General features: G+C 67.9%; 23 protein-coding genes. 13 read left to right on the top strand and 10 right to left on the bottom strand.

Features of this window, described 5'->3' with window-relative positions:
• The first annotated feature begins 11 nt into the window (after positions 1-11).
• From SSMG_RS34020 to SSMG_RS34010, 3 genes are read left to right on the top strand one after another with little or no spacing between them, the layout of a single operon-like run.
• Positions 12-869, top strand: a complete 858-nt coding sequence (locus SSMG_RS34020) for an FAD-dependent oxidoreductase (protein ID WP_009083667.1) — start codon at positions 12-14, stop codon at positions 867-869.
• Positions 866-2347, top strand: a complete 1482-nt coding sequence (locus SSMG_RS34015) for a CoA transferase (protein WP_009083665.1) — start codon at positions 866-868, stop codon at positions 2345-2347. The genes SSMG_RS34020 and SSMG_RS34015 overlap by 4 nt, the downstream gene beginning before the upstream one ends.
• 1 nt (position 2348) lies before the next feature.
• Positions 2349-3227 (top strand): hypothetical protein, encoded by an 879-nt coding sequence (locus tag SSMG_RS34010; protein ID WP_009083664.1) that lies wholly within the window; start codon positions 2349-2351, stop codon positions 3225-3227.
• 207 nt (positions 3228-3434) lie between these two features.
• Here SSMG_RS34010 and SSMG_RS34005 read toward each other — a convergent pair whose 3' ends face one another.
• Positions 3435-4034, bottom strand: coding sequence for a TetR/AcrR family transcriptional regulator (locus SSMG_RS34005; RefSeq protein WP_050788345.1), 600 nt, complete (start codon positions 4032-4034; stop codon positions 3435-3437).
• Between the two features lie 126 nt (positions 4035-4160).
• On the opposite strand from SSMG_RS34005, the gene SSMG_RS34000 reads away from it, so the two are divergent.
• Both SSMG_RS34000 and SSMG_RS33995 read left to right on the top strand, forming a co-directional pair.
• A complete protein-coding gene (locus tag SSMG_RS34000) occupies positions 4161-5159 on the top strand; it encodes a fumarylacetoacetate hydrolase family protein (protein WP_009083660.1) in 999 nt (332 codons plus the stop codon).
• 2 nt (positions 5160-5161) lie between these two features.
• Positions 5162-6103 (top strand): MBL fold metallo-hydrolase, encoded by a 942-nt coding sequence (locus tag SSMG_RS33995; protein ID WP_009083659.1) that lies wholly within the window; start codon positions 5162-5164, stop codon positions 6101-6103.
• A 4-nt stretch (positions 6104-6107) separates the two neighbouring features.
• Here SSMG_RS33995 and SSMG_RS33990 read toward each other — a convergent pair whose 3' ends face one another.
• Positions 6108-6491 carry a hypothetical protein gene (locus tag SSMG_RS33990; protein WP_050788503.1) on the bottom strand — a complete coding sequence of 128 codons (384 nt, stop codon included), beginning with the start codon at positions 6489-6491 and terminating at the stop codon, positions 6108-6110.
• A 93-nt stretch (positions 6492-6584) separates the two neighbouring features.
• Complete coding sequence (locus SSMG_RS33985) at positions 6585-7772, bottom strand: cytochrome P450 (RefSeq protein WP_009083657.1); 1188 nt, start codon at positions 7770-7772, stop codon at positions 6585-6587.
• A 209-nt stretch (positions 7773-7981) separates the two neighbouring features.
• Here SSMG_RS33985 and SSMG_RS33980 point away from each other — a divergent pair, with 209 nt between their 5' ends.
• On the top strand, positions 7982-8332 hold the full coding sequence (locus tag SSMG_RS33980; RefSeq protein ID WP_009083656.1) for an antibiotic biosynthesis monooxygenase: 351 nt from the start codon (positions 7982-7984) through the stop codon (positions 8330-8332).
• 4 nt (positions 8333-8336) lie between these two features.
• On the opposite strand, the gene SSMG_RS33975 is transcribed toward SSMG_RS33980, so the two are convergent.
• Entirely contained in the window at positions 8337-8933 is a 597-nt protein-coding gene (locus SSMG_RS33975; RefSeq protein WP_009083655.1) for a TetR/AcrR family transcriptional regulator, read from the bottom strand.
• 99 nt (positions 8934-9032) lie between these two features.
• On the opposite strand from SSMG_RS33975, the gene SSMG_RS33970 reads away from it, so the two are divergent.
• Positions 9033-10052, top strand: a complete 1020-nt coding sequence (locus SSMG_RS33970) for a hypothetical protein (RefSeq protein ID WP_009083654.1) — start codon at positions 9033-9035, stop codon at positions 10050-10052.
• A gap of 32 nt (positions 10053-10084) precedes the next feature.
• Positions 10085-11398 (top strand): MFS transporter, encoded by a 1314-nt coding sequence (locus tag SSMG_RS33965; RefSeq protein WP_009083653.1) that lies wholly within the window; start codon positions 10085-10087, stop codon positions 11396-11398.
• Here the strand turns inward: SSMG_RS33965 and SSMG_RS33960 are convergent, their stop codons facing one another.
• Entirely contained in the window at positions 11399-12046 is a 648-nt protein-coding gene (locus tag SSMG_RS33960) for a TetR/AcrR family transcriptional regulator (RefSeq protein ID WP_037715745.1), read from the bottom strand.
• Positions 12047-12156: 110 nt separating this feature from the next.
• Between SSMG_RS33960 and SSMG_RS33955 the strand changes: the two genes are divergently transcribed.
• Positions 12157-13170: a methyltransferase gene (locus SSMG_RS33955; RefSeq protein WP_199786061.1), complete on the top strand. Its 1014-nt coding sequence runs from the start codon at positions 12157-12159 to the stop codon at positions 13168-13170.
• Here the strand turns inward: SSMG_RS33955 and SSMG_RS33950 are convergent.
• Positions 13167-13727 (bottom strand): TIGR03086 family metal-binding protein, encoded by a 561-nt coding sequence (locus SSMG_RS33950; protein ID WP_037718454.1) that lies wholly within the window; start codon positions 13725-13727, stop codon positions 13167-13169. The two genes, SSMG_RS33955 and SSMG_RS33950, sit on opposite strands and share 4 nt — an antisense overlap.
• A gap of 75 nt (positions 13728-13802) precedes the next feature.
• Between SSMG_RS33950 and SSMG_RS33945 the strand changes: the two genes are divergently transcribed.
• Together SSMG_RS33945 and SSMG_RS33940 are read left to right on the top strand one after the other, a co-directional pair.
• Positions 13803-14762, top strand: a complete 960-nt coding sequence (locus SSMG_RS33945; RefSeq protein ID WP_009083648.1) for an RNA polymerase subunit sigma-70 — start codon at positions 13803-13805, stop codon at positions 14760-14762.
• Complete coding sequence (locus tag SSMG_RS33940; protein WP_009083645.1) at positions 14756-15910, top strand: AAA family ATPase; 1155 nt, start codon at positions 14756-14758, stop codon at positions 15908-15910. The genes SSMG_RS33945 and SSMG_RS33940 overlap by 7 nt, the downstream gene beginning before the upstream one ends.
• A gap of 86 nt (positions 15911-15996) precedes the next feature.
• Here SSMG_RS33940 and ftsW read toward each other — a convergent pair whose 3' ends face one another.
• From ftsW to SSMG_RS33925, 3 genes are all read right to left on the bottom strand, one after another.
• Complete coding sequence (gene ftsW / locus SSMG_RS33935) at positions 15997-17265, bottom strand: putative lipid II flippase FtsW (RefSeq protein WP_100267166.1); 1269 nt, start codon at positions 17263-17265, stop codon at positions 15997-15999.
• Between the two features lie 112 nt (positions 17266-17377).
• Positions 17378-18619, bottom strand: coding sequence for an LCP family protein (locus tag SSMG_RS33930; RefSeq protein ID WP_050788344.1), 1242 nt, complete (start codon positions 18617-18619; stop codon positions 17378-17380).
• An 85-nt stretch (positions 18620-18704) separates the two neighbouring features.
• Positions 18705-20324 carry an NRAMP family divalent metal transporter gene (locus tag SSMG_RS33925; protein WP_037715741.1) on the bottom strand — a complete coding sequence of 540 codons (1620 nt, stop codon included), beginning with the start codon at positions 20322-20324 and terminating at the stop codon, positions 18705-18707.
• A 360-nt stretch (positions 20325-20684) separates the two neighbouring features.
• Between SSMG_RS33925 and SSMG_RS33920 the strand changes: the two genes are divergently transcribed.
• Both SSMG_RS33920 and SSMG_RS33915 read left to right on the top strand, forming a co-directional pair.
• A complete protein-coding gene (locus SSMG_RS33920) occupies positions 20685-21200 on the top strand; it encodes a pyridoxamine 5'-phosphate oxidase family protein (protein WP_009083637.1) in 516 nt (171 codons plus the stop codon).
• Between the two features lie 40 nt (positions 21201-21240).
• On the top strand, positions 21241-22095 hold the full coding sequence (locus SSMG_RS33915; protein ID WP_037715740.1) for an SDR family oxidoreductase: 855 nt from the start codon (positions 21241-21243) through the stop codon (positions 22093-22095).
• Here the strand turns inward: SSMG_RS33915 and SSMG_RS33910 are convergent.
• Positions 22031-23374: an MFS transporter gene (locus SSMG_RS33910; protein WP_037718451.1), complete on the bottom strand. Its 1344-nt coding sequence runs from the start codon at positions 23372-23374 to the stop codon at positions 22031-22033. The two genes, SSMG_RS33915 and SSMG_RS33910, sit on opposite strands and share 65 nt — an antisense overlap.
• Positions 23375-23394 lie beyond the last annotated feature (20 nt).

Below are 23394 nucleotides of genomic sequence, written 5' to 3'. Positions count from 1 at the left end.
AGGAGCGCGCCATGCCGGTCGTCGCGATCGTCGGCGCTGGGGTCATCGGAGTGTCGTGGGCTCGGCTGTTCGCCGAGGCGGGCTGGACGGTGCGGGTCACCGATCCGCGTCCGGACCTGCGGGACATTGCCTCCCGGGACCTCGCCGGGCTGCCCGCCACGGCAGTCGCGGACCTCGCGGAAGCCGCTGCCGGGGCCGATTTCGTCCAGGAGTCGGGCCCGGAGCGGATCGAGCTGAAGCGGGAAATGTTCGCGACGCTCGCCGCCGCCACGCGCGACGACGCAGTACTGGCGTCCTCCTCGTCGTCGCTGTTGCCCTCGGTAATCGCCGAGGGCAACGCGGCGGCCTCGCGGATCGTGGTCGGGCACCCGTTCAACCCGCCCGAGCTGATGCCGCTGGTCGAGGTAGTGCCCGGAGCATTGACCTCTGCGGAGACCGTGGCGAAGGCCGTCGAGGTCTACCGCGGGCTGGGCAAGAAGCCGATCACGCTGAAGAAGGAAGTGCCCGGCTTCGTCGGGAACCGGCTGCAGAAGGTCTTCAACGACCAGGCGATGTACCTCGTGCAGCAGGGCGTCGTTTCCGCGGCGGACCTGGACGAGCTGGTCAAGGCGTCGCTCGGGCCGCGGTGGGCGACCATCGGGCCGTTCGAGAGCATGCACCTCGGCGGCGGCCCGGACGGCATCCGGCACCTGGTGAGTCACGTCGGGTCGCAGATGAAGTTCGAGATCGGCCGGCCGGACCGGGAGCACCTCGACGCGGTGATCGACGAGGTCGAGCAGACCTACGGGACGGCGGACACGTACGCCGACCGCGTGGAAGCACGCGACAGCCGTACTCGCGCGCTGCTGGACGCGCTGGAGAAGGAATGAGCCTCACCGAGCAACTCGAGGCCGCGTTAGCCAAGCCAGCCACCACCGACGACTACGACCTGCACCAGCCGCTGGCCGATTTGCTGGGCTCAGTCGGCCTGCAGGAATCCGACGCCGGCGGCCGGATCGAGTTCACCGGAGCCGACCCGATCCTTCCGGGCGCGCTCCGGCTGGCTGGTGCGACGTCCATCGCGCTGGCGGCGAAATCCGTTGCGGTGGCGAAGATCTGGCAGCTGCGCGGAGGACGCGGGCAGGACATCTCGATGGACCTGCGGACCGCGCCGCACCGGCTGTGCCCGTTCTACGACAGGAAATGGGAACTGCTCGACGGCTACCCGCAAGGCGACCCGGCGCGCGTCGATCCGGCTTTCGGCACGGATCGCTTCTACGCCACCGCGGACGGCCGCTGGGTGCACCCGATCAGCCCGTACCCGAAGCTGCGCAACGATGCCGCCGCACTGCTCGGTGTTCCCGAGCGGGACGCCGTGGTGCGGCAAGCGATCGCGCAGTGGAACTCGTTCGAACTGGAGGACGCCGCCGAGGCCGCGGGCGTCATCATGCCGGTGGTGCGGACGACCGAAGAGCTGATGGCTACCGAGCAGTACCAGTCGGTGCTGTCGACGATGCCGCCGGTGATTGTCGAGCGCATCGGGGACAGCGCCCCAGAACCCTTGCCCCCGAACCCTTCCACGCCACTCGAAGGAATCCGCGCGCTGGGCCGGGCGCACATCATCGCCGGCGCTGGTTGTGGCCGGGCTTTGGCACTGCATGGTGCGGACGTGCTGAACGTGTGGGATCCGGGCGAATACGAATTGCCGGTGCTGTACGCGACGTCCAATGTGGGCGTTCGCTCCACCCGGCTCGATTTCCGTCGCGCCGCGGACCAGGAACGGATGCACTGGCTGCTCGGCAGCGCGGACATCTTCTACGCCAACCGCCGCCCCGGATACCTCGCGCGGCACGGTCTCGACGCGGAAACCGCCGCCGAGATCCGGCCCGGAATCATCCACGCCGAGGTGACGCTCAACGGCAGCACCGGCCCGTGGTCCGGCCGCGTCGGCTTCGACCAGACCGCCGGGTGCCTGTCCGGAGTCATGCTGCTGGAAGGGGAGGGCGGCGTCCCGTCGCTGCCGGCCGTTCCGGTGGTGAACGACTACATCACTTCCTGGTTCCTGCAATTGGGAATCCTGCGCGCACTCATGCTCCGCGCCGAATGGGGCGGTTCTTACCGAGTGCAGGTTTCTCTCACGCGCGTCGCTTTGTGGTTGCTGAGCCTGGGAATCTTCGACAAGGGTTATGCCGCGGAGGTCGCCGGTGTCGCGCCCGGGCACGAATACTTCGACCCCGAGACGTTCACCGCGGACACCCCTCTCGGCCGCTACCGCGGCGTCACCGAGCAAATCCGGATGTCGGAGACTCCGGGCTATTACACGAATCCCTTAATCCCGCGAGGATCGCACCGTCCAGAGTGGAGGTGACATGTTCAGCGAGCTAGTGGTGCTGGGCATTCGCACCGGGACGATTTACCGCGTCGGACTTCCCGACGGGCAGGTTACCCCGCTGTACAAAGACGCTGGTGTCTCGCCGGACGGCGTAGTCGTCGCCGATGGCACCGTTTACTGGACCACCATGGGAATGCCTTCGCGCGACCCTTCGGTGCCGGGCGAGGCGGGCCTCGACTATTCGGCCCGAAATGGTGGCCTGCACGCGGTTTCCTTCGACGGTACCGGTGCTCGCGATGTCCTCCCGAATGGCACCCTGACTACCGGGAAACAGTTGTCCTACAACGGTTTCCTTTATTGGGGTGACCGCGAAGGCTGCCGGATCACCCGAGTGCGTCCGGATGGCACGGGACTCGCCGACCTGATCGTGAACGAGCCGGACGACAGCGGGACTCAGGAATGCGTTGGCGTGACGGTGGACGCGACGCATCTCTATTGGACGCAAAAGGGTCCGGCGAAGGGCGGCCTCGGCCGGATTTTCCGGGCTGGGCTGGAGATTCCGGCCGGGGAGACCGCGCACGACCGGTCCGATGTCGAGACCCTGTGGGACCACCTGCCGGAACCGATCGACCTGGAAATCCATGGCGGGTACCTGTATTGGACCGACCGTGGCGCGGCCCCGAAGGGGAACACGCTGAACCGCGCGCCGCTTCCCGGCCCGGGGGAGAAGGGTGCCGAGCCGGAGATCCTGGCGAGCGGCTTCACCGAGGCAATCGGCCTGGCGGTAGACGACGACGTCGCTTACGTGTCCGACCTCGGCGGCCGGATCACCGCGGTGCCACTGCACGGCGGCGCATCGCGGGTAGTGGTCGATATGGGCGAACTGTTGTCCGGGATCGCGGGGATTCGTCGCTAGTCTCTGGGCTGACGGACCAGCACCTGATCGCGCGGACTCAGCAGTACTTCGAAGCGGCCTGGCGCGAACCGGTGCGGGTCTTCGCGGGACCGTCGAGGCAGGCGGGAACGGCGAGCGGATCGCCCGGGCGGGTGCCTCGCCGAGATCGGCGAGCTGGTACTGGGAAGACGGTTCGATGCTGATGTTTCCCGCCGCCTGAAGGCGGATCTACCGCACCGCGATCCCGCGCAAAATCATCTCCACCATGTTCAGCAAATGCTCCTGCAGATCGAACGGCGCGTCCTCGCTTTCGATCCACGAGCTGAGCGTCCCGAAATACGACGTCGCGAGCAGCAGCCCCGCCTGCGCCGGGTCAATCTCGGTCCGGATCTCCCCGGCCTCCTGTGCCCGGGCGACGAACGCACCGAACTGGCGGGCCAGTTCCGGGTTGCCGAACACGTTGGTGGAGTGGATCGCCGCGCCCATGCAGGCGATGGTTTCCGCTCGGGAGTCGAGGCTGGTGCGCGCCAGTTCGATCAGGTACCGGCTGAGCACCTCGCGCAGCGGGCGGTCCTCCAGGTTCTCGGCGCGCACCGCGGTCATCGCGCGTTCCCGGCGGCGCAGGCTCCATTCGTCCAGGAACGCCGTTTTGCGCTGAAAGTGGTTGAACACGGTGGCCCGCGCGGTGTCGGCGCGTTCGGCGATGTCCTCCATCGTGGTGTTGTCGTAGCCGCGTTCCACGAACAGCTCCACGGCCGCCTGGAACAGCCGGTCCCGGCGTTCGTGTCGCTGCCTGGTCCGCCGATCGGTCGTCGCTTCTGCCGTCATGCCTCGCAGTCAACCATCATTTCCTCCCGGCGCCTGCTGAACGGCGCCCCTTGACGCTGCCCCGACCGCGGCCTAGCGTCGATTAGACGCAAGTCCAACGTTGGATTCCAGTTCAAGGAGGCGGCGGTGCGGCTGGTCACCTATGAATCCGCGGGCGCGGCCCGGCTCGGTGTCCTGCACGGCGACGCGGTCGTGGACCCGGCGCGGGTCTTGCGGGCGTCTGGGCAACGAGAAATCGCTGTCCCCACTGAGATGGTCGCCTTCTTCGAGGGCGGGGCTGAGGCGCGCGGCACCGCCGACCAGGCGCTTCAGCTGGCTGAAGCTGCGGCCGAAAAGGGCGACGTCTTGATCGACGGCGGGCAGCCAGCGGTGCTTCCGCAAGACGAAGTCCGGCTCCTCGCGCCGGTGCCAAGGCCGCGTCGGATTCGCGACTATCTGACCTACACGCAGCACGCCAAGGGCTCCGGACTCACCGTTCCGCCAGCCTTCGCGGCGATGCCGATCTGCTACCAGGGCAACGTCGAGACGGTGATCGGGCCGGACGAGCCGTTGCGGTGGCCGTCCTACACCGCGCAGCTGGACTTCGAACTCGAGCTTGGCTTCTTCACCTCCGGCGGCGGCAAGAACCTGACCCCAGCCGAGGCCGCCGGGCGCATCGCCGGGGTCACGATCTTCAACGACGTCAGCGCCCGCGACATCCAGTTGTTCGAGATGAGCATGACGATCGGTCCGTCCAAGGGAAAGCACTTCTGCACCGCGATGGGTCCGTGTGTGCTCACGATGGACGAGGTCGACGAATGGGCCGTGCAGATGACGGCCACAGTCAACGGCGAGGTCTGGGCCAGCGGGTCCACAAAGGACCGACAGTTCTCGTTCGCCGAGGTGCTCGCGTGGGCGTCGTTGGACGAAGACGTTTACCCGGGCGAATTCTTCGCGCTCGGCACCGTCGGCGGCGGGTGCGGGCTGGAGCTGGACCGCTGGATCCAGCCGGGCGACGTGGTGGAACTCGCCGCGTCCGGCGTCGGCATGCTGCGAAATCCGGTGGGGCAACGGCAGGTCGCGCCGGAAGGTGCGGGATTGGCTTCCTATCAAGGTGCGCCTGAGGTGCACGTCTCCGGGAGGTAAGGGTGCGCAAGGATATTCCCTACACCAAAGGCCATCACCGGCTCACCGAACACTGCTCGGCGTGGCTGGTCCCGGACGGAACCTGGGGGTGGAGCAACGCCGGACTGATCGCCGGCGCCGGAGAATCCCTCCTGGTCGACACGCTCTTCGACGTGCCGATGACGCGGGAAATGCTCAACGGGCTTCAAGACGCCACAGTAGACAGTCCAATCAAGACAGTCGTGAACACGCACGCCAACGGAGACCACTGGTTCGGCAACGAACTCGTCGCCGACGCTTCCATCATCGCCTCCGAAGCCACCGCGGAAGAGATGCGCACCAACGGCCCCGACCTCATGCGCGGTCTGATCCGTCAGGAAGGTCCGCTGGGCCGCTTCGCCCAGCACATCCTGCACCCGTTCGACTTCGACTCCATCACCGCGACTCCGGCGAACCGGACGTTCGCCGGGCAGCTGAAGCTCGACATCGGCGGTGTCGCAGTAGAAATCCGCTGCCTCGGCCCGGCGCACACCGAGGGCGACAGCGTCGTCCTCGTCCCCGACGAAGGCGTGCTGTACGCCGGGGACCTGCTGTTCATCGGCGGCACTCCGATCACCTGGGCCGGACCGGTGTCGAACTGGATCGCCGCCTGCGACGAGATGCTCAAGATGGACGCCGAGTTCGTCGTCCCCGGCCACGGCCCGGTCACCGACGCCGACGGCATCCGTTCGGTCCTCGACTACCTGCAGTGGGTGCAGGCCGAGGCCGCCGACCGCCACCGCCGGGGGATGCCGGCGGAGGAAGCGATGCGGGACATCTCGCTGGGCCGGTTCGCGGACCTCGACGAACACGGCCGTCTCGCGCAGAACGTGCTCGCGGTGTACTACGAACTCGACCCGGAGATGGAGCGCGTGGACACCCGCGAGGTGTTCCGCCGCATCGCGGAACTGGAAGGCTTCGCGTGAGCTGCTAGCCCGCGACAGTCAGGATCCCGAGCGCCAGCAACACGAGCACCTTCACGGTTTCCGTGGCGATGTAGACGAAATGCGCCCGGGAACGCGGCAGCTCCACGCCCTCCGGAGCGGCGAGGACGCGGTCTGTCCGCCGGTTCAACGCCGGACGGACCGCTCCCAGCTGCCCGATCAGCACCACGACCGCCACCGCCGCCAGCACCGTCACCGCGGCACCCGGCCGCCCGATCACCACCGTGATAGCCACCCCCGCCGCGAGCAGCACCTCGGCAATGTTCAATGCCCGGAACACAATCCGGCCGATGCCGAGGCCGATCGGGATGGTGACCCCCAGCGCGCGGAACTTCAGCGGGGCTTCCAGGAACGAAATGGCGAGCACCATCCCGAACCAGACGAACGTGAAGGCGCCAATCAGAGAAATCGCGTGCACAGCGCGGAAAACCTCGATTCCGGTATTCGATCCGCCGCTGCCAGTCTACTCCGGTGACCAGGTCACCGGCAGCCGCACCGGACCGTAGATCGACGCGTCGGGCGGCAGGTCCACCTCGGCGAACGGCACCGCGAGCCGCAGATCCGGGAACCGCGCGAACAGCCGGTACAGCGCGATCCGCATCTCGACCCGCGCCAGCTGCTGACCGAGACATTGGTGCACGCCATGGCCGAAGCCGAGCTGCCCGGTCGCCTTGCGCGTGACGTCCAGCACGTCCGGGTCCGGAAACTTCCCCGGATCCCGGTTGGCGACCGGAAGCGACATGACGACCGGATCGCCCGCCTTGATCGTGACGCCGCCGAGTTCGACGTCCTCCAGCGCGGTGCGGATCGGCCCGATGTGGATCACGCTGAGGTAGCGCAGCAATTCCTCGACCGTGCTCGCGGTCAGCCCCGGGTCGGCCTTGAACTTCGCCAGCTGCTCCGGATTCTCCAGCAGCGCCAGCGTGCCGAGCGCGATCATGTTGCGGGTCGTCTCGAATCCGGCGACCAGCAGCATCATGCCGATGTTGGCGAGTTCCTCGTCGGTCAGCTCGCCGCCGCGGACGAGGTCGGACAGCAGGTCGTCGCCCGGCTCCGTCCGCTTCTCCTCGATCTGCCCGGCGATGAACGCGACGACGCCCTGGGTCGCGTCGATCCGCTCGGCGATCGGCACGTCCTTGGAGAACATGGTGGCGGTGTAGCCGGTGAACTCGGCACGGCGTTCGTAGGAAGCGCCGAGCAGTTCGCAGATCACCAGCGACGGCACCGGTCGCGCAAACGCTTCCACCAGGTCGACCGGACCGCCCGCGGCGGCCATCGCGTCGAGGTGGGCATCGACGATCTCGCCGACGCGGTCCTCCAGCGTGCGCATCCGGTGCACGGTGAACGCTCCGGTCAGCAGCTTGCGGTAGCGGTGGTGGTCCGGGTCGTCCATCCCGCTGAACACCCCCGGGTCAGCCGGTTTCGGCGGCGGCAGCGGGCCGAAGTCGAGCGGGATCTTCGCCAGCTCGACCCGCGCGGACATCCGCTTGTCCGAGAGGACCGCCCGCACCTCCTGGTATCCGGTGACGAGCCAGCCCTGCGTGCCGTCCGGATACGTCATCGGCTCGACCGGGGCTTGCGTGCGCTGGGCCGGCACCGGATCGAACGGACACGCGCCCCTTTCGAGCGGGAGTCCTGCCTGACGGGTCATCGTCGCTCCTTCCCCTCTGAATAGTTCAGAAGGTACACATCTTTCACAAAGTTGTGAAGAGAATGTCGAAGCTGAACGGAGAGCGGGTGGGGATTCACTGGCTCGGCCTAGTTCTAGCGTTGCTAGACAAGCGAGCGCCAGCAGTGCTAGCGTCGAATCAATACCTAGCAACGCTAGATCGAAGCGACCCAACAAGGAGAGATCCCGCAATGGCCAAGCTGCAGAGCCTCGACCCCCGCACGCCGATGTTCGCTCAGTTCAAGGAAAAGACCGGGCCGATCGTCCTCGCCAACACGTTCGTCGTCCCGGAGGGCAAGACCGACGAGTTCCTGGCTCTCTTCCGGAAGCAGGCCGAGTACATGAAGGCTCAGCCCGGATTCGTCTCGCTGCGGATGCACCGGGGAACGGCGGGCAGCCGGTTGCTGATGAACGTCGCGGTCTGGGAGTCGACCGAGGCGCTCGCCGCCGCGTTTGCCAGCCCGGAATTCCAGCGGCTGGCGGCCGAATCCTCCGACGACATCGAGTCGTATCCGCACATCTTCGAGCAGATCGACGTCTGAGTCCTCAGGCCTCCGCGGCGTCGAGGGCGGGAACGAGCGGTTCGAGCGTCCGCCGCAGCAGATCCGGGAGCGAGCCGGACACCACGACCAGGCCGTGGCCCGCCGGTCGCGTCCACTGCTCCAGCGCGACCCGGACCGCCGCCGCGACCGAGGCGGCCAGCACGCGCGCGGTTTGCGCATCGCCGACCCGGGTCGCGATCACTTCCTGAAGCGGGTCTTCGAGTGCGGCCGGGGCGTCGAGAAATGCGCTGCGCAGACCGGGATTCGTGGTGATCAGCAGCAGTGCGTCGCGGCTCTGCTCGCCCGGATCGGTGTACTGCTCGGCGACCGCGTCGATGATCGCCTCGGCCAGCCGGGTGTCCGGCGAGCGTTCGGCGACCGCGGCCGCGATCCGGTTCTCGCGGTCCGCGGTGACCGCCGCGACGATCGCCTCTTCGCGGCTGGAGAAGTAGTTGTTGTAGGTCCGCGGGGAAACGCCGGCGGCCTCGGCGATGTCGTCGACGCGCACGTTCGCCGGCCCGTGTTCGATCGCCAGCCGCAGGGCTGCTTCGCGCAGCGCGACGCGGGTGGCCTGCTTCTTCCGTTCGCGCAATCCGGTCACGTGCTCAGTCTCGCAGCCTGACTGCGTCTACGCAAACTTGCGTGCACGCAAGTTTCATGCGTAAGGTGGGCGGCGTCCCCGAACGAGAGGAAAACCGCCATGCGCGGCAAGGGAATGACGTACGAGACCGGGTTCGTCCGCAATGGACGGTCGTCGCGGGAGAACTTCGACCCGGAGGTGGTGAAGCGCGAGCTGGCGATCATCCGCGACGATCTGCACTGCACCGCGGTGCACGTCGTCGGCGGCGATCCGGACCGGTTGGAGCAGGCCTCGCGGTGGGCGGCCGACCTGGGGCTGGAGGTCTGGTTCTCGCCGTATCCGCTGGAGCAGACCGCCGATGAGATGCTGGCCCTCTTCGCCGACTGCGCGACCCGCGCGGAGCGGCTGCGCGCGTCCGGGGCGAACGTCGTGTTCGTGACCGGCGTCGAGCTGAGCGTGATGAACGAAGGCTTCCTGCCCGGCAAGGACACCGCCGAACGAGTCAGCCTGCTGCTCGCCGAACCCGAGGGCCGGGCCGAGCGGCTGGCCGAGGTGGGCAAGAAACTCGACCCGTTCCTCGACGCCGCGGTCAAGACCGTGCGGGAGCGGTTCCACGGCCCGGTCACCTACGCGTGCATCCAGTTCGAGCAGGTGGACTGGAGCCGGTTCGACTTCGTCACGGTCGAGCTGATCCGCTCCGCCGAGGTCGCCGACATCTTCCGCGCGGGGGTGCGAAGCCTGGTGGCGCAAGGGAAACCGGTCGCGATCACCGGGTTCGGCACGGCGACCTGGCACGGGTCCGGCGACGTCGCGCCGCGGAGCATGGAGATCGTCGAGTACGACGACGAAACCGGCGACCCGCTCCGCATCGACGGCGAGTACGAGCGCGACGAAGCGGGCCAGGCGCAGTACCTGCGCGAACTCCTGGAAATCTTCGACGAGGAGGGAGTGGACAGCGCGTTCGTGTTCCTGTTCGCGCTCTACAACTACCCGCACCGGCCCGGCCGCGACGATCTCGACCTCGCCAGCTTCGGCCTGGTGAAGGTCCTCGAAGACCGCTCCGGCACGGCGTACCCGGGGCTGAACTGGGAACCGAAGGAGGCGTTCGCGGCGGTCGCCGAGCATTACGCGAAACCTTGACGCGGCGGGGTCCGGGCAGGTGAGATCCGGACATGTCGACGAAGACGCGCCCGCTGGGCAACCGGGTCATGGCCAAGGCGGCGGTGCGGATCATGCCGCTGCTGATGCTGCTGTACTTCGTCAACTACCTGGACCGGGTCAACATCGGGTTCGCCGGTCCGAACGGGATGAACAAGGAACTCGGCCTCACCGCGACGGCCTTCGGGCTCGCGTCCGGGATCTTCTTCATCGGCTACCTGATCCTCGAGGTGCCGAGCAATCTCGCGCTGCACCGGTTCGGCGCGCGCCGCTGGATCGCGCGGATCATGATCACCTGGGGCGCGGTGGCCGTCGCGATGGCGTTCGTGCCCAACACCACGACGCTGGTGGTGCTGCGGTTCGTGCTCGGCGTCGCGGAGGCGGGGTTCTTCCCGGGCATCATTCTGTATCTGACGTACTGGTTCCCGGCGGCGCAGCGGGCGAAGGCGGTCGCGCTGTTCATGTGCGCGGTGCCGGTGTCGAGCGCGATCGGCTCGACCGTCTCCAGCCTGCTGATCAGCGGCGGGCACGGCGTGTTCGGCCTGTCCGGCTGGCGGTTCATGTTCCTGGTGGAAGGCATCCCGGCGATCCTGCTGGCGGTCGTCACGTGGTTCTGCCTGAGCGACCGGCCGGAAACCGCGATGTGGCTGTCGGCCGAGGAGCGCGACTGGCTCACCAGCGAACTCGACGCCGAACGCCGCGCCACCGAAGCCGAACACCACTGGCCGCTGCGGAAAGCGCTCACGCACCCGCGGATCCTCGGGCTGGCGTTCGTGTACTTCGCGGTCGTCTACGGCCTGTACGCGCTGGGCTTCTTCCTGCCGACCATCATCGCCGGGTTCGGCGAGGAGTTCGGCACCAAGCTGACGGTGCTGCAGGCAGGTTTGGTGAACGCGATCCCGTACGTCGCGGGTGCTCTGGTGATGGTCCCGTGGGCGCGCCACGGCGACCGGACCGGGGAACGGACGTGGCACGTCGCGCTGCCGATGCTCGTCGGCGGCGCGGCGATCCCGGTCGCGCTGTACCTCGGAAACCCTTACGCCACCATGACCGCGGTGACGATCTGCGCGATGGGCGTGTGCGCGGCGCTGCCGACGTTCTGGGCGCTGCCGTCGAACTTCCTGTCCGGCGCGGCGGCCGCCGGCGGGATCGCGCTGATCAACGCGCTGGGCAACCTGAGCGGGTTCGTCGCGCCGTACGTGACAGGCTGGCTGCGCGACCTGACCGGTACGCAACGGACCGGGTTGTGGGTGGTCGGCGCGTGCATGGTCGCCGGGGCCGTGCTGGCGGTGGCGTTGGGGGCGAAGCCGCGCGCGTCTCGCCGGTGATCAGGTGGCGCGGTCCGTCAGGACCTGTACTTCGTTCTCGAACAACGCGTCGGTGTCGAGCCCCATCGCGGTGAACCCGCCGCCGATTTCGAGGCTGACAAAGCCATGCAGCCGCGACCACAGCGCGACCGCCAGCTGGTGGTTCTCCGTGTTCGCGCGCCGGGCGACGAGCACTTCCTCGTTCTGGTACGGCTTTCCCGTGGTGTCGTGCAACACCCCGAGCACCACGCCCATCAGCGCCCGGGCCGCTTCGGCGAGCGGCTTGGCGTGCGCGTCGTAACCGGGAAACGGTGCCTTGAACAGCAATTCGTACCGATGCGGTTCGGCCCGCGCCCACGCCCGGTACGCGGCGGCCAGCAGCCGGATCCGCGCTTCCGCGTCGGGCGCTTCGGTGTCGAGAGCTTTCGCCATGGCGTCGCGAAGGTCGCGGTACGCGTCGATGACCAGGACGTTCAGCAGCTCGTCGCGGCTGGAGAAGTAGCGGTACAGCGCCGGTCCGGACACGCCGAGTTCCTTGGCGATGGCGTTGATGGAGATCGCCTGCGCGCCCCCGGCGGCGAGCTGAGCGAGTGCGGCGGCTTTGACCTCTTCGCGCACCTGCTCGCGAAACCGTTCGCGCATCGGTTTGCGGGTGCCTGCTGCGGGCATCCCCACCTCCTTGACGACGCCAGACGGTAACACGGCTGATTGTTCGGAAGACCTTCTAACCGTTCAGCCGGTCTTCGAACGAGGGATTCTTCGGTGGCCCGGAAAGCCGGTTGACCCGGCTGGCAAGGTGGAATCACGTGAGTGATGACGCGAACAATCTCCTCCGCGCCGCCAGCCTGGCGACCCCCATGGCATTGCGAGTCGCGGTAACGCTGGGTTTGCCCGACCGGTTGCGCACCCCCGGCACTGTCGACGACATCGCCGCCGAGCTGGACCTCTCCCCGATCGCGCTCGACGTCCTGCTCGGTCACCTGGTCACGCTCGGCGTGGTCTCGCGCACCGACGAGGGGTACCGGACCACCGCGTACGGGGAGAATCTCTGCCAGGACAACGAAAACGGCGTAGCGAACCTCCTGCACCTGGACCGCGCCGCCGGTCGGGCCGAACTCGCTTTTGTTGAACTTGCGCACAGTATTCGAACGGGCGAGGCGGCTTACTCCCGTCGCTACGGCAAGGATTTCTGGACCGACCTCTCCGAACAGCCGCACCTGCGGAAATCCTTCGACCAGCAGATGGCCACTCGATTCCGCACCGAGATCCCGCAGGTGGTCGCCGGAATCGATTGGGCTTCTTTTCAAACGGCAGTAGACGTCGGCGGTGGCCGAGGCGATTTGCTCGCCGCAATCCTCGAAGCCAATCCAAAACTGCGCGCCCACTTGATCGACCTCGAGCCCACCGCAAGCGAAGCCCGCGCCGCCTTCGCCGCCCGTGGTCTCGCCGACCGAGTCGAAGTACGCGGCGGCAGCTTCTTCGACCCTCTTCCAGCGCAGGCGGATGCCTATGTCCTGGTGGACATCCTGCACAACTGGGACGACGAGAACGCCCGCCGCATCCTGAAACGGTGCGCGGAAGCGGCAGGCCGAGCCGGACGGATTCTCGCCATCGAAGCAGTCAGCGGAATTCACGCGCGTACCGAAATGGACCTGGTCATGCTGGTCCATTTCGGCGGTCGCGAACGGCGCGTGGAAGAATTCCGCGCCCTGGCCGAGTCCGCGGGCTTAGTCCTGGAATCGGCGACCCCGCTGACCGACCAGCGGGGCCTGCTGGAATTCCGCGTTGCTTAACTCGGTGCCCGTCCGAGCAACGCCACCAGCCGATCCAACGGAGGAGCGTCGGCGGCAACGGACACCGGCGGTGCGAACGGCCTCCGGTCCGCCGGAAGATCCGCGAGTTTCGCCGCACTGAACGCGATTTCCCGCTCTATCAAGGCGTCGTCGAACTTCGCCTCCTGACCGGTGGCGCGCGCGAGGTCCCAGCCGTGCACCAGTTCCTCGACGATCCGCAGGTGCACCGCGGCGATCCCTGGCACCGTCCCGGCGGGGACCTCGACCACCTGCTCCAGCACCCCCGGCTGCCGGAACGCCGCGAGCAGACCGGCAACCGCCTCCCGATACGCCGCGACCGGGTCGTCGCCGAGTGCGTCGGAAGAACGCGGGTTCAGCGAGCCGCCCTCCTCGCCGCGCAGCACGGCGGTGAACAGGCGGTGTCCGAGGACCAGATGGTTCACCAGGTCGCGGACGGTCCACTCCGGGCACGGCGTCGGCGCGTCCCAGCGAGACACGCCCGCGACCAGCGCACTGGTGGAATCGAGGGCAGCGGCCAGATCGTCGACAGGGTTCATCGGTTCGCCTTTCTCCGAGGTCACCGGTACAGACACCGCCCGCCCCGGAAACGGAACGGTGGCAGGATGCGAAGGATGGGCCAGGACATCCTCGATCGCGCACGCGCCGGAGACGCGCACGCCTTCCGCGAGCTGGTCGAGCCCTATCGCCACGAGCTGCAGGTGCACTGTTACCGCCTCCTCGGCTCCCTCGCCGACGCCGAAGACCTCCTGCAAGAGACGCTCCTTGCCGCCTGGCGCGGGCTGGACGGTTACGCCGGTCGCGCCTCGGTGCGCTCCTGGCTGTACCGCATCGCCACCAACCGCTGTCTCAACGCCCTCCGCGACGCCGGCCGTCGCGTCCCGGCCGAACCGTCGCCGCCGTTCACGCCGACCGAGCCCACGCGCCGCACCGAGGTGACCTGGCTGCAGCCCGCGCCCGACGACCCCGCCGCGCATTACGGCGCGAAGGAAACCTTCGAGCTGGCGTTCGTCGCGGCCCTGCAGAAACTCCCGCCGCGCCAGGCCGCCGTCCTCGTGCTCCGGGACGTGCTCGACTACTCGACCGCCGAGGTCGCGGACCTGCTGGACACCAGCTCCACCGCGGTCAAAGGCGCGTTGCAACGCGCACGCGCCCAGCTGCGGCAGACCGTCGAGCCCGCGCCACCGGCACCGCGCGAACGGGAGATCGCACAACGATTCGCGGACGCGTTCAGCCAGGGAGACGTCGAAGGCGTAGTCGCGCTCCTGACCGACGACGGCTGGCTCGCCATGCCGCCCGCACCGCACGAGTACGTCGGCCGCGAAGCCGTCACCGAGTTCCTCACCAGGTTCGGACAGTGGCGCGGCTCCCGGCGGTTCCGCCTCCTCCCGACCCGCGCCAACACCCATCCGGCCTTCGCCTGCTATCTCACGGAACCCGGCGGAACAGTGGGCTGTCCCGCGGGAATCCTCGTCCTCGCGCCTTGGGGCGACCGAATCCGCACCGCCACCTGGTTCCTCGAGCCCGAGCTGTTCCCGCGCTTCGGCCTGCCCGCGGAGGCGTCGCCGTGCTGACCACCCTGGCGATCCAGAACTACCGCTCGCTGCGTGATCTCGTGCTGCCGCTGTCGCAGCTCACCGTGATCGTCGGCGCGAACGGCACCGGGAAGTCCAGCCTGTACCGCGCCCTACGGCTACTCGCCGACGCCGGACGCAACGGCGCGGTCGCCGCCCTCGCCGCGGAAGGCGGTCTGCCATCGACGTTGTGGGCCGGTCCGGAGAACATCGGCCGCGCCGTCCGCGAGGGCCGGTCGCCGGTGCAACCGGTGCAGCGAACCAAATCGGTCGGCCTGCGACTCGGCTACTCCGGCGACGAATTCGGCTACGCCCTGGACTTCGGCCTCCCGATCCCCGCCGAGACCGCCTTCAACCTGGACCCGGAATACAAACGCGAATGCGTCTGGCACGGCCCGGTACTCCGGCCGTCCGCTTTGCTGGCCGACCGCTCCGGCACGAGAGTCCGCATCCGCGACGAGTCCGGCTCCTGGGTCGAAAGCGGCCATTCGATCGCCCTGACCGACAGCATGCTCAGCGAATTCGCGGACCCGCGCCGGTGCCCGGAACTCCTGATCGTCCGCGATCGAGTCCGCGCGTGGCGCTTCTACGACCATTTCCGCACCGACGCCGCCGCCGCGGGAAGGCAAAGCCGCATCGGCACCCGCACCTGGGCCTTGGACCACGACGGTGGCGACCTGGCCGCGGCCCTGCGCACCATCCAGGAATCCGCCGACGCCGACGCCCTGGCCACCGCGATCGACGACGCCTTCCCCGGCTCGTCCGTAGAAATCGCCGCCACCGACGGCCGCTTCGACCTCCGCTTCCGCCAACCCGGCCTGCTCCGCCCCCTCAGCGCGGCCGAACTCTCCGACGGAACCCTGCGCTACCTGCTGTGGGCCGCGGCGTTGCTCAGCCCGCGCCCGCCGGAGCTGCTCGTGCTGAACGAACCGGAAACCAGCCTGCACCCGGACCTGCTGCCCGCGTTGGCCGCGTTGATCACTGCCGCGGCGAAGAAGCCGCAGCTGCTGGTGGTGTCGCATTCCCAGCTGCTGGTGCGCTTTCTCGAGGACGCCTCGGTGCTGGAACTGGAAAAGGACTTCGGCGCGACGGTGGTCGCGGGCCAGGGGCGGCTGGACCAACCGGCTTGGCATTGGCCGAAACGGTGAAACGGGACCACTGTCTTCAGGTCCGTGAGGGGAACCCTGAGGGACTCTGATTCCGTCAGGGTTCCCCTCACGGACCGCAAACCCGATCAGCGAGGCCGCACCGGCCGTCGTGCGCGGGTCGTCTTCCCCGGCGTCCGGACCGGCCGATACGGCTCCGGCACCGGCAGCCGCAGTATCCGGCCGATCTTCCCCGGCCCCAGGTGATTCAGGTCCGCCACCGCCGCGGGCTCGTGCCGGGCGCAGCTGGCGAGGACGCCGAACAGGAACATCGTCACGATCAGCGACGTCCCGCCGTACGACACCAGCGGCAGCGTCACCCCGGTGACCGGCAGCGCGTTCACCACGTACCCGATGTTGACCGCCGCCTGCGCCACCAGCAGCACGGTGATCGTCGCCGCGACGATGCGGATCCACGGGTCGAGGTTGCGCGTCGCGATCCGCAGGCCGACCAGCGCGAGCCCGCCGAACAGCAGCAGCACCACCGCGCAGCCGAGGAAGCCGAGTTCCTCGCCGATCAACGCGAAAATGAAGTCGTTCTGCACGTTCGGCAGGTACTTCCACTTCGACGCGCCCTGTCCGAGCCCGACCCCGAACAGCCCGCCCTCGGCGAGCGCGTACTGCGCCTGCACCGCCTGGTACCCGGCGCCGGAGGTGTCCGCGTCGGGGGAGAGGAACGACAGCACGCGCGCGAGCCGGTAGTCCGCGACCAGCGCGAGCACCACGAATCCGGCCATGCCGCCGGCCAGCAGCGCGCCGAACAGCCGCCCCGGCGCGCCGGAGAACCACAGCAGCGACAGCAGCACGATGCCGAGCGAGATCGTGCCGCTGAGGTTCGGCTGCGCCATCACCAGGGCGAACATCAGCAGCGCGACCGGCACCAGCGGGACCAGCAGGTGCCGCCAATGGTGCAGGAGCCGGGCTTTCACCACGAGAATGTGCGCGCCCCACAACGTCAACGCGACCTTCGCGACCTCGACCGGTTGCAGCGTCAGCGGTCCGAGCGTGAACCACCGCTGCGCCCCGTTCACCTTCGCGCCGAGCGGGGTGAGCACCAGCGCGAGCATCGCCAGCGTCACGAGCATCAGCATCGGCGAGAGGGATCTGATCCGCCGCAACGGAACCCGCAGCCCGGCCCACAGCGCGACCAGCCCGATGAGCACGAAGATGATGTGCTTCTGGAACGTGCTGTACACGCCGCCGGGCTGTGCCGAAGACGCCGACAGCACCATGATGACGCCGAGCAGCGTGAGCAGACCGCACAGCGCGAGCACGAGGTGGAACGACGCGAGCGGCCGGGACAGCCAGCCGACGATCGCGACCGGGCCCCGGCTTCGCCTGTTCCGTGTCGTAGCCAACTCGCGCACCGCCGTCCGCCGATTTTCCGGCGCGGGGAGTGAACGCGCCGGGCCGATTATGGCCTAACCGTCCGGAAAGGACTGTGCGGCGCGCGGGGCGGCTTCCCTGAAGTTATTTCACACAAGGGATTCCGCCTCCGCTCAACACCGGCGGGGGAGCGGGAACGCCGCTGCTGTGCGTCATCGGCGTCACATACGCGGCCGGGGTCGGCACCGGGGTTCCGCTGAGCAGTTGTGCGACCAGCGCCTGGATTTGCGGCGTATTGACGAAGTTGACGTCCTCGCCGGACGGGCTCTTGCCGAAATGGTCGACCGGAAGGGTTACGAAGCTGACGTTCCCGCCAGTCAGGCTGGACGCTTGTTTCGCGAGCGCGAGCAGGTCGAGCGAACTGTCGACCGCGGTGTTCTGCTTCGCGACGTCCATGATTCCTTGGAGTTTCGCCGGATTCGTGAAGGTCCCGCCCTGTTTGAGCTGATAGGCGAGCGAAGCGATGAAGGCCTGCTGCCTGCGTTCGCGGTCGAGGTCGGTGAAGTTGAGCGCGGGATGCACGTTGTCGCGGCGCTGCCGGACGAATTCGACGGCCTGCTCGGCGCTGATCTCCTGCTGGCCGGCATGGAAATTCGCGCCCGAGTAGCTGTCCTGGGTGTCCTCGTTGAGACACACCGTGATCGGCTGCACGACCTGGGCGATCTCGAAGAACGCCACGAGGGTGACCTCGACGAAATGGTCGATCGGGACGTCGCCGAGGAATCTCCGCACCGTGTCGATTTCCGCCCGCCGGCCGGCGTCGCGGGCCTGCTGCTCGCGCTGGGATTTGTCGGTGACATTCTGCGAGATGAGCTGTTTGGCCTTTTCGTCGAACGCCAGCCCGTAGGCCTGTTTGATCTTGCCCTTGCAGACGTTGTCCGGACAGCCCGCCAGCGGAACGTAGTCGTCGCGCGGAATCGAGATCGACGTCGCCTTGCCGCCGTCGCCGGGGACGTGCAGCAGCATCAGCACATTGGCGTTGTAGCCGCCGTCCTGCTGATCCCCGGCGTGCAGCGAGTTGTAGATGTCCTTCGGGAGCGGGTTGCCGTTCTCGTCGAGCCGCGAATCGAGGCCCATGATGAGGATGTTGGTGTCGCCGCCGCCGGACGTCGACTGCCCGTCGAGCACGTCGGACACCTGCAGCCCGGACACGATGCCGTGGTAGGCCGCCCAGCCGTATCCGGTGAGCGAGAGCGTCAACGCGGCCGCGAGGGCCAGTGCGACCCGGCCGGCGATCCGCCGTCGCCGAGCCGCGGCGCGCGCGGCGACGCCACGTGCCGCCGCGGCCCGGGACGCGGCGACACGTCTGTCGTGAGGATCGGTCATCGGACCTTCCGGTGCCGGGGCGTCATGGTTGCCTACTGTTCTGCACACTCGCTGTGTACACGCTGAGAAGGAATCTCACGCAGAGTTAACCCAACGCCAGTTGGACGAGCTTTACGACGACGAGTGCCATCGCCAAGAGCAGATAGGTGCGCAGCGCGGTCAGCCCGATCTTCCGTCCGATCGACAGCTCCGGCGGCGGCAAGTACTGCAGTGGCGGCATCCGCCACTCCGCGCGTCCAGTGCGATCGATCGGCGCGGCACTGCGGCGGCGGACCAGCGCGTACCCAGCGGTCAGCACGCCGATTCCGCCGCTGACCGCCATGATCAGGAAGATCTGGCCCGCGCTGAGGTCCGGGAACAGCACGGAGGCGGTCAGGATCACCGACAGCACCACCAGCACTCCGACGACCACGGAAGTGAACAGGTTGGTGAGCCGTCCGTTGACCCACGGCCCGAGCACCGCCTTGTCGTTGCACAGCAGCAACAGGAAGACCGTCGCGGACGGCAGCAGCACGCCGGCGAGCGTCTGCACTCCGGTGGTGAGCAGGCCGAGCGGCGAGCCCGGAATGAGCACGATGGTGGCGGACAGCGCGACGAGACCGGCGTACACCGCGTAGAAGCCCTTCGCGTGCCGCGCTCCGCGATGCAGTGAGTGCTTCATCCCGAAGACATCACCGATCGCGTACGCGCTCGAGAGCGACACTGCGAACGCCCCAACAATCGACGCGTCCAGCAGCGCGACCGCGAACAGCGCGCCCGCCGTACGTCCTGCGTAAGCCTCGATGCCGTTCGTAACGCCAGCTGTGTCGGAGAAGGCCGTGCCGGTGCCCGCGAAGGCCGCCGCCGCGATGCCCATGATCGCGGCCGCGCCGATCATCACCACGACGAGACCGATCCACAGATCCGCCTTCTCGTAGCGCATGAATCGCGGCGTGATGCGCTTGTCGATCACGTACGACTGCTGGAAGAACAGCTGCCACGGCGCGACCGTGGTGCCGACGATCGCGATGATCAGCAGCATCAGCTCAGCCATTCCACCCGGTCCGGCTGGCCTCGACGGCACCAGTCCGCCGAGCATTTCCGCTGGTGCCGGGTGTGCGAAAACGTACACCGGGATCAGCGTCAGCGAGCCGAGACAGAAGAAGATCGCGATCCGCTCGAACCGCCGGAAGCTGCCGGTGAAGGCGGCTCCGATGATGACGGCCGCGGCCAGCACGACGGACGGAACCGTCGGCAGCCCGAGGTAGCGCGTGGCCATCGTGATGCCGATGAACTCGGTGACCAGCGTCAACGCGTTGAGCAGGAAGAGGTCGAGCACCGAGAACGCGCCCCAGAACTTGCCGAAGCGTTCGAGGATCAGCCGCGCGTGCCCGACGCCGGTGACCGCGCCGAGGCGCAGCACCATTTCCTGGTTCACGTACAGCACCGGGACGAGCAGCAGCAGGGTCCACAGCAGTTTCGGCCCGTAGTTCTGCCCGGCCTGGCCGTAGGTCGCGAACGCGCCGGCGTCGTTGTCGCCGACCAGCACGATCAGCCCCGGCCCGACGATCGCGAGCAGGGTCTTGAGCTTGGCGCTGAGGCCGTTCCGCGGGGCGGAGTCGCCCGCTTTGATGGTGCCGAGCGCGCCGCGGATGTCGCCGACGTGCTGGTCGTCGAGGACCGCGGTGGTGCGCCGGTCGATGCGGACAGTGGTGTCAGTGGTCATGACGAGCACTCCCTTCGGCCTTGCTCAGGCCGATCAGGGCACCCGGTTGCCGCGCGTTTCGAGAACCCGTCCGGGGCGGGCCGGACGGGGCGGCTGGATCAACCGGGGTTGCCGGAAGGTGGGGGGACTGGGCGCGTACTTCGCCCCGGACTTGTGTCGCTCATCGCCCTCACCTCCCCGCTTCTCCGGCTCCCGGAGTACTCAACGCCATCCGCCGGATAACTGTCAAGCACTTGTACAAGTGTTGTAGTTATCTGTGTGACTCAGGCCACTGCCTGAGTAATGTCGAGAACGCCGTCCCGGCTCCGTCCCCGCGGCACCTGGCCGACAGCGAGGCCGCAGACCGAGAAGGAGACCGTCATGGAACCGCAGGAAGTCGCCGAGGTCCTGAACCGCCCGTACAGCCGCGAGCTGCTCGCCCGGGACATCGCCCGGCTGGCCTACGTCGCGAAGGACGGCACGCCGCGCAGCGTCCCGATCGCGTTCAGCTGGAACGGCGCCGAGATCGTCCTGTGCACCACCAAGAACGCTCCGAAACTGCCTGCGCTGCGGGCGAACCCGAGGGTCGCGCTGACCATCGACACCGAATCGCACCCGCCGAAGATCCTGCTCGTCCGCGGCCGCGTCGAACTGGACTACGTCGACGGAATCCCGGAGGAGTACCTCGAAATCAACGGCTCCTACGAGATGACCGCCGAACAGCGCGTCGAATGGGAGGCCGAAATCCGCTCGCTGTACGTCGACGGCATGGTCCGCATCGTCGTCACGCCGACCTGGGCGAAGCTGATCGACTTCGAAACCACGCTGCCGTCGGCGGTCGCGGAACTGGCGCAGCGCCGGGCGGAGGCGGAATCCGTCCCGTCGAACGGCCGCTGATCCACTAGACTGCCCCGTCTTACACGCGAAGGTGGGGCGCATGATCCTGGTGACAGGTGCGAGCGGCAACGTGGGTTCGGCTCTGGCCAAGCAATTGCGCGCGGCCGAGGTGCCGTTCCGGGCCGCTTACCATTCCCCGGAGAAGGCAAGGAAAGCCGCCGCGGACGGAATCGACGCGGTCACCGTGGAAATGTCCGATCCGGCCACCGTGCAACCCGCGCTGGCCGGAGTGTCGAAGGTGTTCCTGCTGGGCGCGATGAGCCCCGGACAGACCGGCAACGAGTCCAATGTGGTCGAAGCCGCCGTGTCCGCCGGGGTCTCGCACGTGGTGAAACAGTCGCTGTGGCGGGCGGACGAGGAACTCACGCCGATCGCCCGGCTGCACCGTCCGGTCGAGCGGATGTTGGAAACCTCACCGCTGTCATGGACATTTCTCCGGGCGAACTTCTATCTCCAAGCCTTCTCGGGAAACTGGGCCGGAACCATCCGGTCCGGAAACTTCTTCGCCAGCCCGCTGATCCGCGGTCCGATCGCTTTCGTGGATGCCGAAGACGTTGCCCGCGTGGCGTTTCGAGCATTGACCGAGGACGGCCACGGAGGCAAGGCGTACGCGCTCACCGGCCCCGAGGCATTGACGTACGACGAGGCCGCGGCAGTGCTGTCCGAGGTGCTCGGCCGTCCGATCACCTACCGCGGAATGTCGAACGAGCAGGCACTTTCCGCGCTGGCCGAAGCTGGAATGTCCTCGTTCCATGCCAAAGCGCTGGTGGAGGTATGCAATACGTACCTGGACGGCGGCGCGGAAACCGTGACGTCCACGGTCGAAGACGTCACCGGCCAGCGGCCGCGGAGCTTCCGCGAGTTCGCGACCGCGCACCGGCACTGTTTCGAGTGAGCACGCTGAGCACAGCGGCGACGAGACTGAGCCCGGCGGTGACCAGGAAGACGTCGCCGAGATCCGCGGTGCTCGCGTAAACCAGCCCGAGCACGGCGACGCCGAGGGTCTGCCCGAGCTGCCGGAACGTGGCCATCGCGCCGGATGCCATCCCCGCGCGGTCCCGGGGAACCGCGCTGAGGATCGCGGTACTGCCTGCGGGCCCGGCAATTCCCATCCCGGCACCGGTCACGATCAGTCCGGGCAGCAGGCTGAGCCACGTCGAGTCGAGCATCGCCCATTCCAGCGCACAGCCCGCGGCCGCCAACAGCGCCCCGAGCCCGAGGATGATCCCCGGCGAAACGGCGGGCAACCGCTTGCCAATCACCAGCGAGGTGACAAACGACGTTGCCGCCAACGGAATCAGCGCAAGCCCCGCAGCGGCCGGGCTGAGGCGTTGTACTGATTGCAGCCAGATCGACGCGTAAATCAAGCAGGCGAAGACGGACGAACTCGCGACGACCACGATCAGCACGGTCACGAAGGACGCCCGGCGGAACAGCGCGAGGTCGAGCATCGGGTGCCGCACCCGTCGTTCGACCATCACGAAGACAACCAGCGCCGCCGTGGCGAGGATGAACATCGGCAGTCTGTCGTCGGCTTCAATCAACCCATAGACCAACGCGCCGGAACTGGCCCCGAATGCCACCATTCCACCCAAGTCGATCCGGGTCCCGGACGGCCTTTTCGGCGCTTCGACCAGGTACTTGCTGGTGAGCAACAAGGTCGCCGCGCTCAACGGCAGGTTGAGGAAGAAGATCGCCTGCCAGCCCGCCCATTGCGTCAAAACACCGCCGAGAAACGGCCCGGTCGCACCCGCGCCACCGAGCACCGCCGTCCAAATCCCCAACGCGCTGCCACGGTCTTTGCCCTCGTAATGGGCTCCCAGCAACGACATCGCGGCTACCATCATCGCCGCACCGCCGACCCCTTGCACCGCCCGCGCGCCAATCAGCACGCCGGCATTCGGCGCGAGCGCACACCCCAGCGACGCCACCGCGAACACCGTCACCGAGCCGACGAACACCCTGCGCTGCCCGGCAAGGTCGCCGATCGCGCCCGCGCTCAACGCGAGAACGGCGAGCACCAAGGTGTAACTGTTGACCACCCATTGCAGGCTGGCCAACGATGCTCCCAGTCCGCGAGCCATTTCCGGCAACGCCACTGTCACCACGGTGGTGTCGAGGATCAACATGAACGACCCGAGGCAGATCGCCGCCAACGGCCCCCATTTGCGCACCACAGTCCCCTTTCTCTGTC

This window comes from Streptomyces sp. AA4 (genome assembly GCF_000158875.1).
GTDB lineage: Bacteria > Actinomycetota > Actinomycetes > Mycobacteriales > Pseudonocardiaceae > Amycolatopsis.
This window is presented reverse-complemented; position numbering and strand designations above follow the sequence as displayed.

Excerpts from the sequence above, each read along its gene's own strand:
- SSMG_RS33920 (WP_009083637.1), top strand. The coding sequence starts at position 20,685 with ATGGAACCGCAGGAAGTCGCCGAGGTCCTGAACCGCCCGTACAGCCGC.
- SSMG_RS34010 (WP_009083664.1), top strand. The coding sequence starts at position 2,349 with ATGTTCAGCGAGCTAGTGGTGCTGGGCATTCGCACCGGGACGATTTAC.
- SSMG_RS33990 (WP_050788503.1), bottom strand. The coding sequence starts at position 6,491 with ATGGTGCTCGCCATTTCGTTCCTGGAAGCCCCGCTGAAGTTCCGCGCG.
- SSMG_RS33970 (WP_009083654.1), top strand. The coding sequence starts at position 9,033 with ATGCGCGGCAAGGGAATGACGTACGAGACCGGGTTCGTCCGCAATGGA.
- SSMG_RS34020 (WP_009083667.1), top strand. The coding sequence starts at position 12 with ATGCCGGTCGTCGCGATCGTCGGCGCTGGGGTCATCGGAGTGTCGTGG.
- SSMG_RS33930 (WP_050788344.1), bottom strand. The coding sequence starts at position 18,619 with ATGACCGATCCTCACGACAGACGTGTCGCCGCGTCCCGGGCCGCGGCG.
- SSMG_RS33960 (WP_037715745.1), bottom strand. The coding sequence starts at position 12,046 with ATGCCCGCAGCAGGCACCCGCAAACCGATGCGCGAACGGTTTCGCGAG.
- SSMG_RS33925 (WP_037715741.1), bottom strand. The coding sequence starts at position 20,324 with ATGACCACTGACACCACTGTCCGCATCGACCGGCGCACCACCGCGGTC.
- SSMG_RS33985 (WP_009083657.1), bottom strand. The coding sequence starts at position 7,772 with ATGACCCGTCAGGCAGGACTCCCGCTCGAAAGGGGCGCGTGTCCGTTC.
- SSMG_RS34005 (WP_050788345.1), bottom strand. The coding sequence starts at position 4,034 with ATGACGGCAGAAGCGACGACCGATCGGCGGACCAGGCAGCGACACGAA.
- SSMG_RS34015 (WP_009083665.1), top strand. The coding sequence starts at position 866 with ATGAGCCTCACCGAGCAACTCGAGGCCGCGTTAGCCAAGCCAGCCACC.
- SSMG_RS33980 (WP_009083656.1), top strand. The coding sequence starts at position 7,982 with ATGGCCAAGCTGCAGAGCCTCGACCCCCGCACGCCGATGTTCGCTCAG.
- SSMG_RS33945 (WP_009083648.1), top strand. The coding sequence starts at position 13,803 with ATGGGCCAGGACATCCTCGATCGCGCACGCGCCGGAGACGCGCACGCC.
- SSMG_RS33915 (WP_037715740.1), top strand. The coding sequence starts at position 21,241 with ATGATCCTGGTGACAGGTGCGAGCGGCAACGTGGGTTCGGCTCTGGCC.
- SSMG_RS33965 (WP_009083653.1), top strand. The coding sequence starts at position 10,085 with ATGTCGACGAAGACGCGCCCGCTGGGCAACCGGGTCATGGCCAAGGCG.
- SSMG_RS33950 (WP_037718454.1), bottom strand. The coding sequence starts at position 13,727 with ATGAACCCTGTCGACGATCTGGCCGCTGCCCTCGATTCCACCAGTGCG.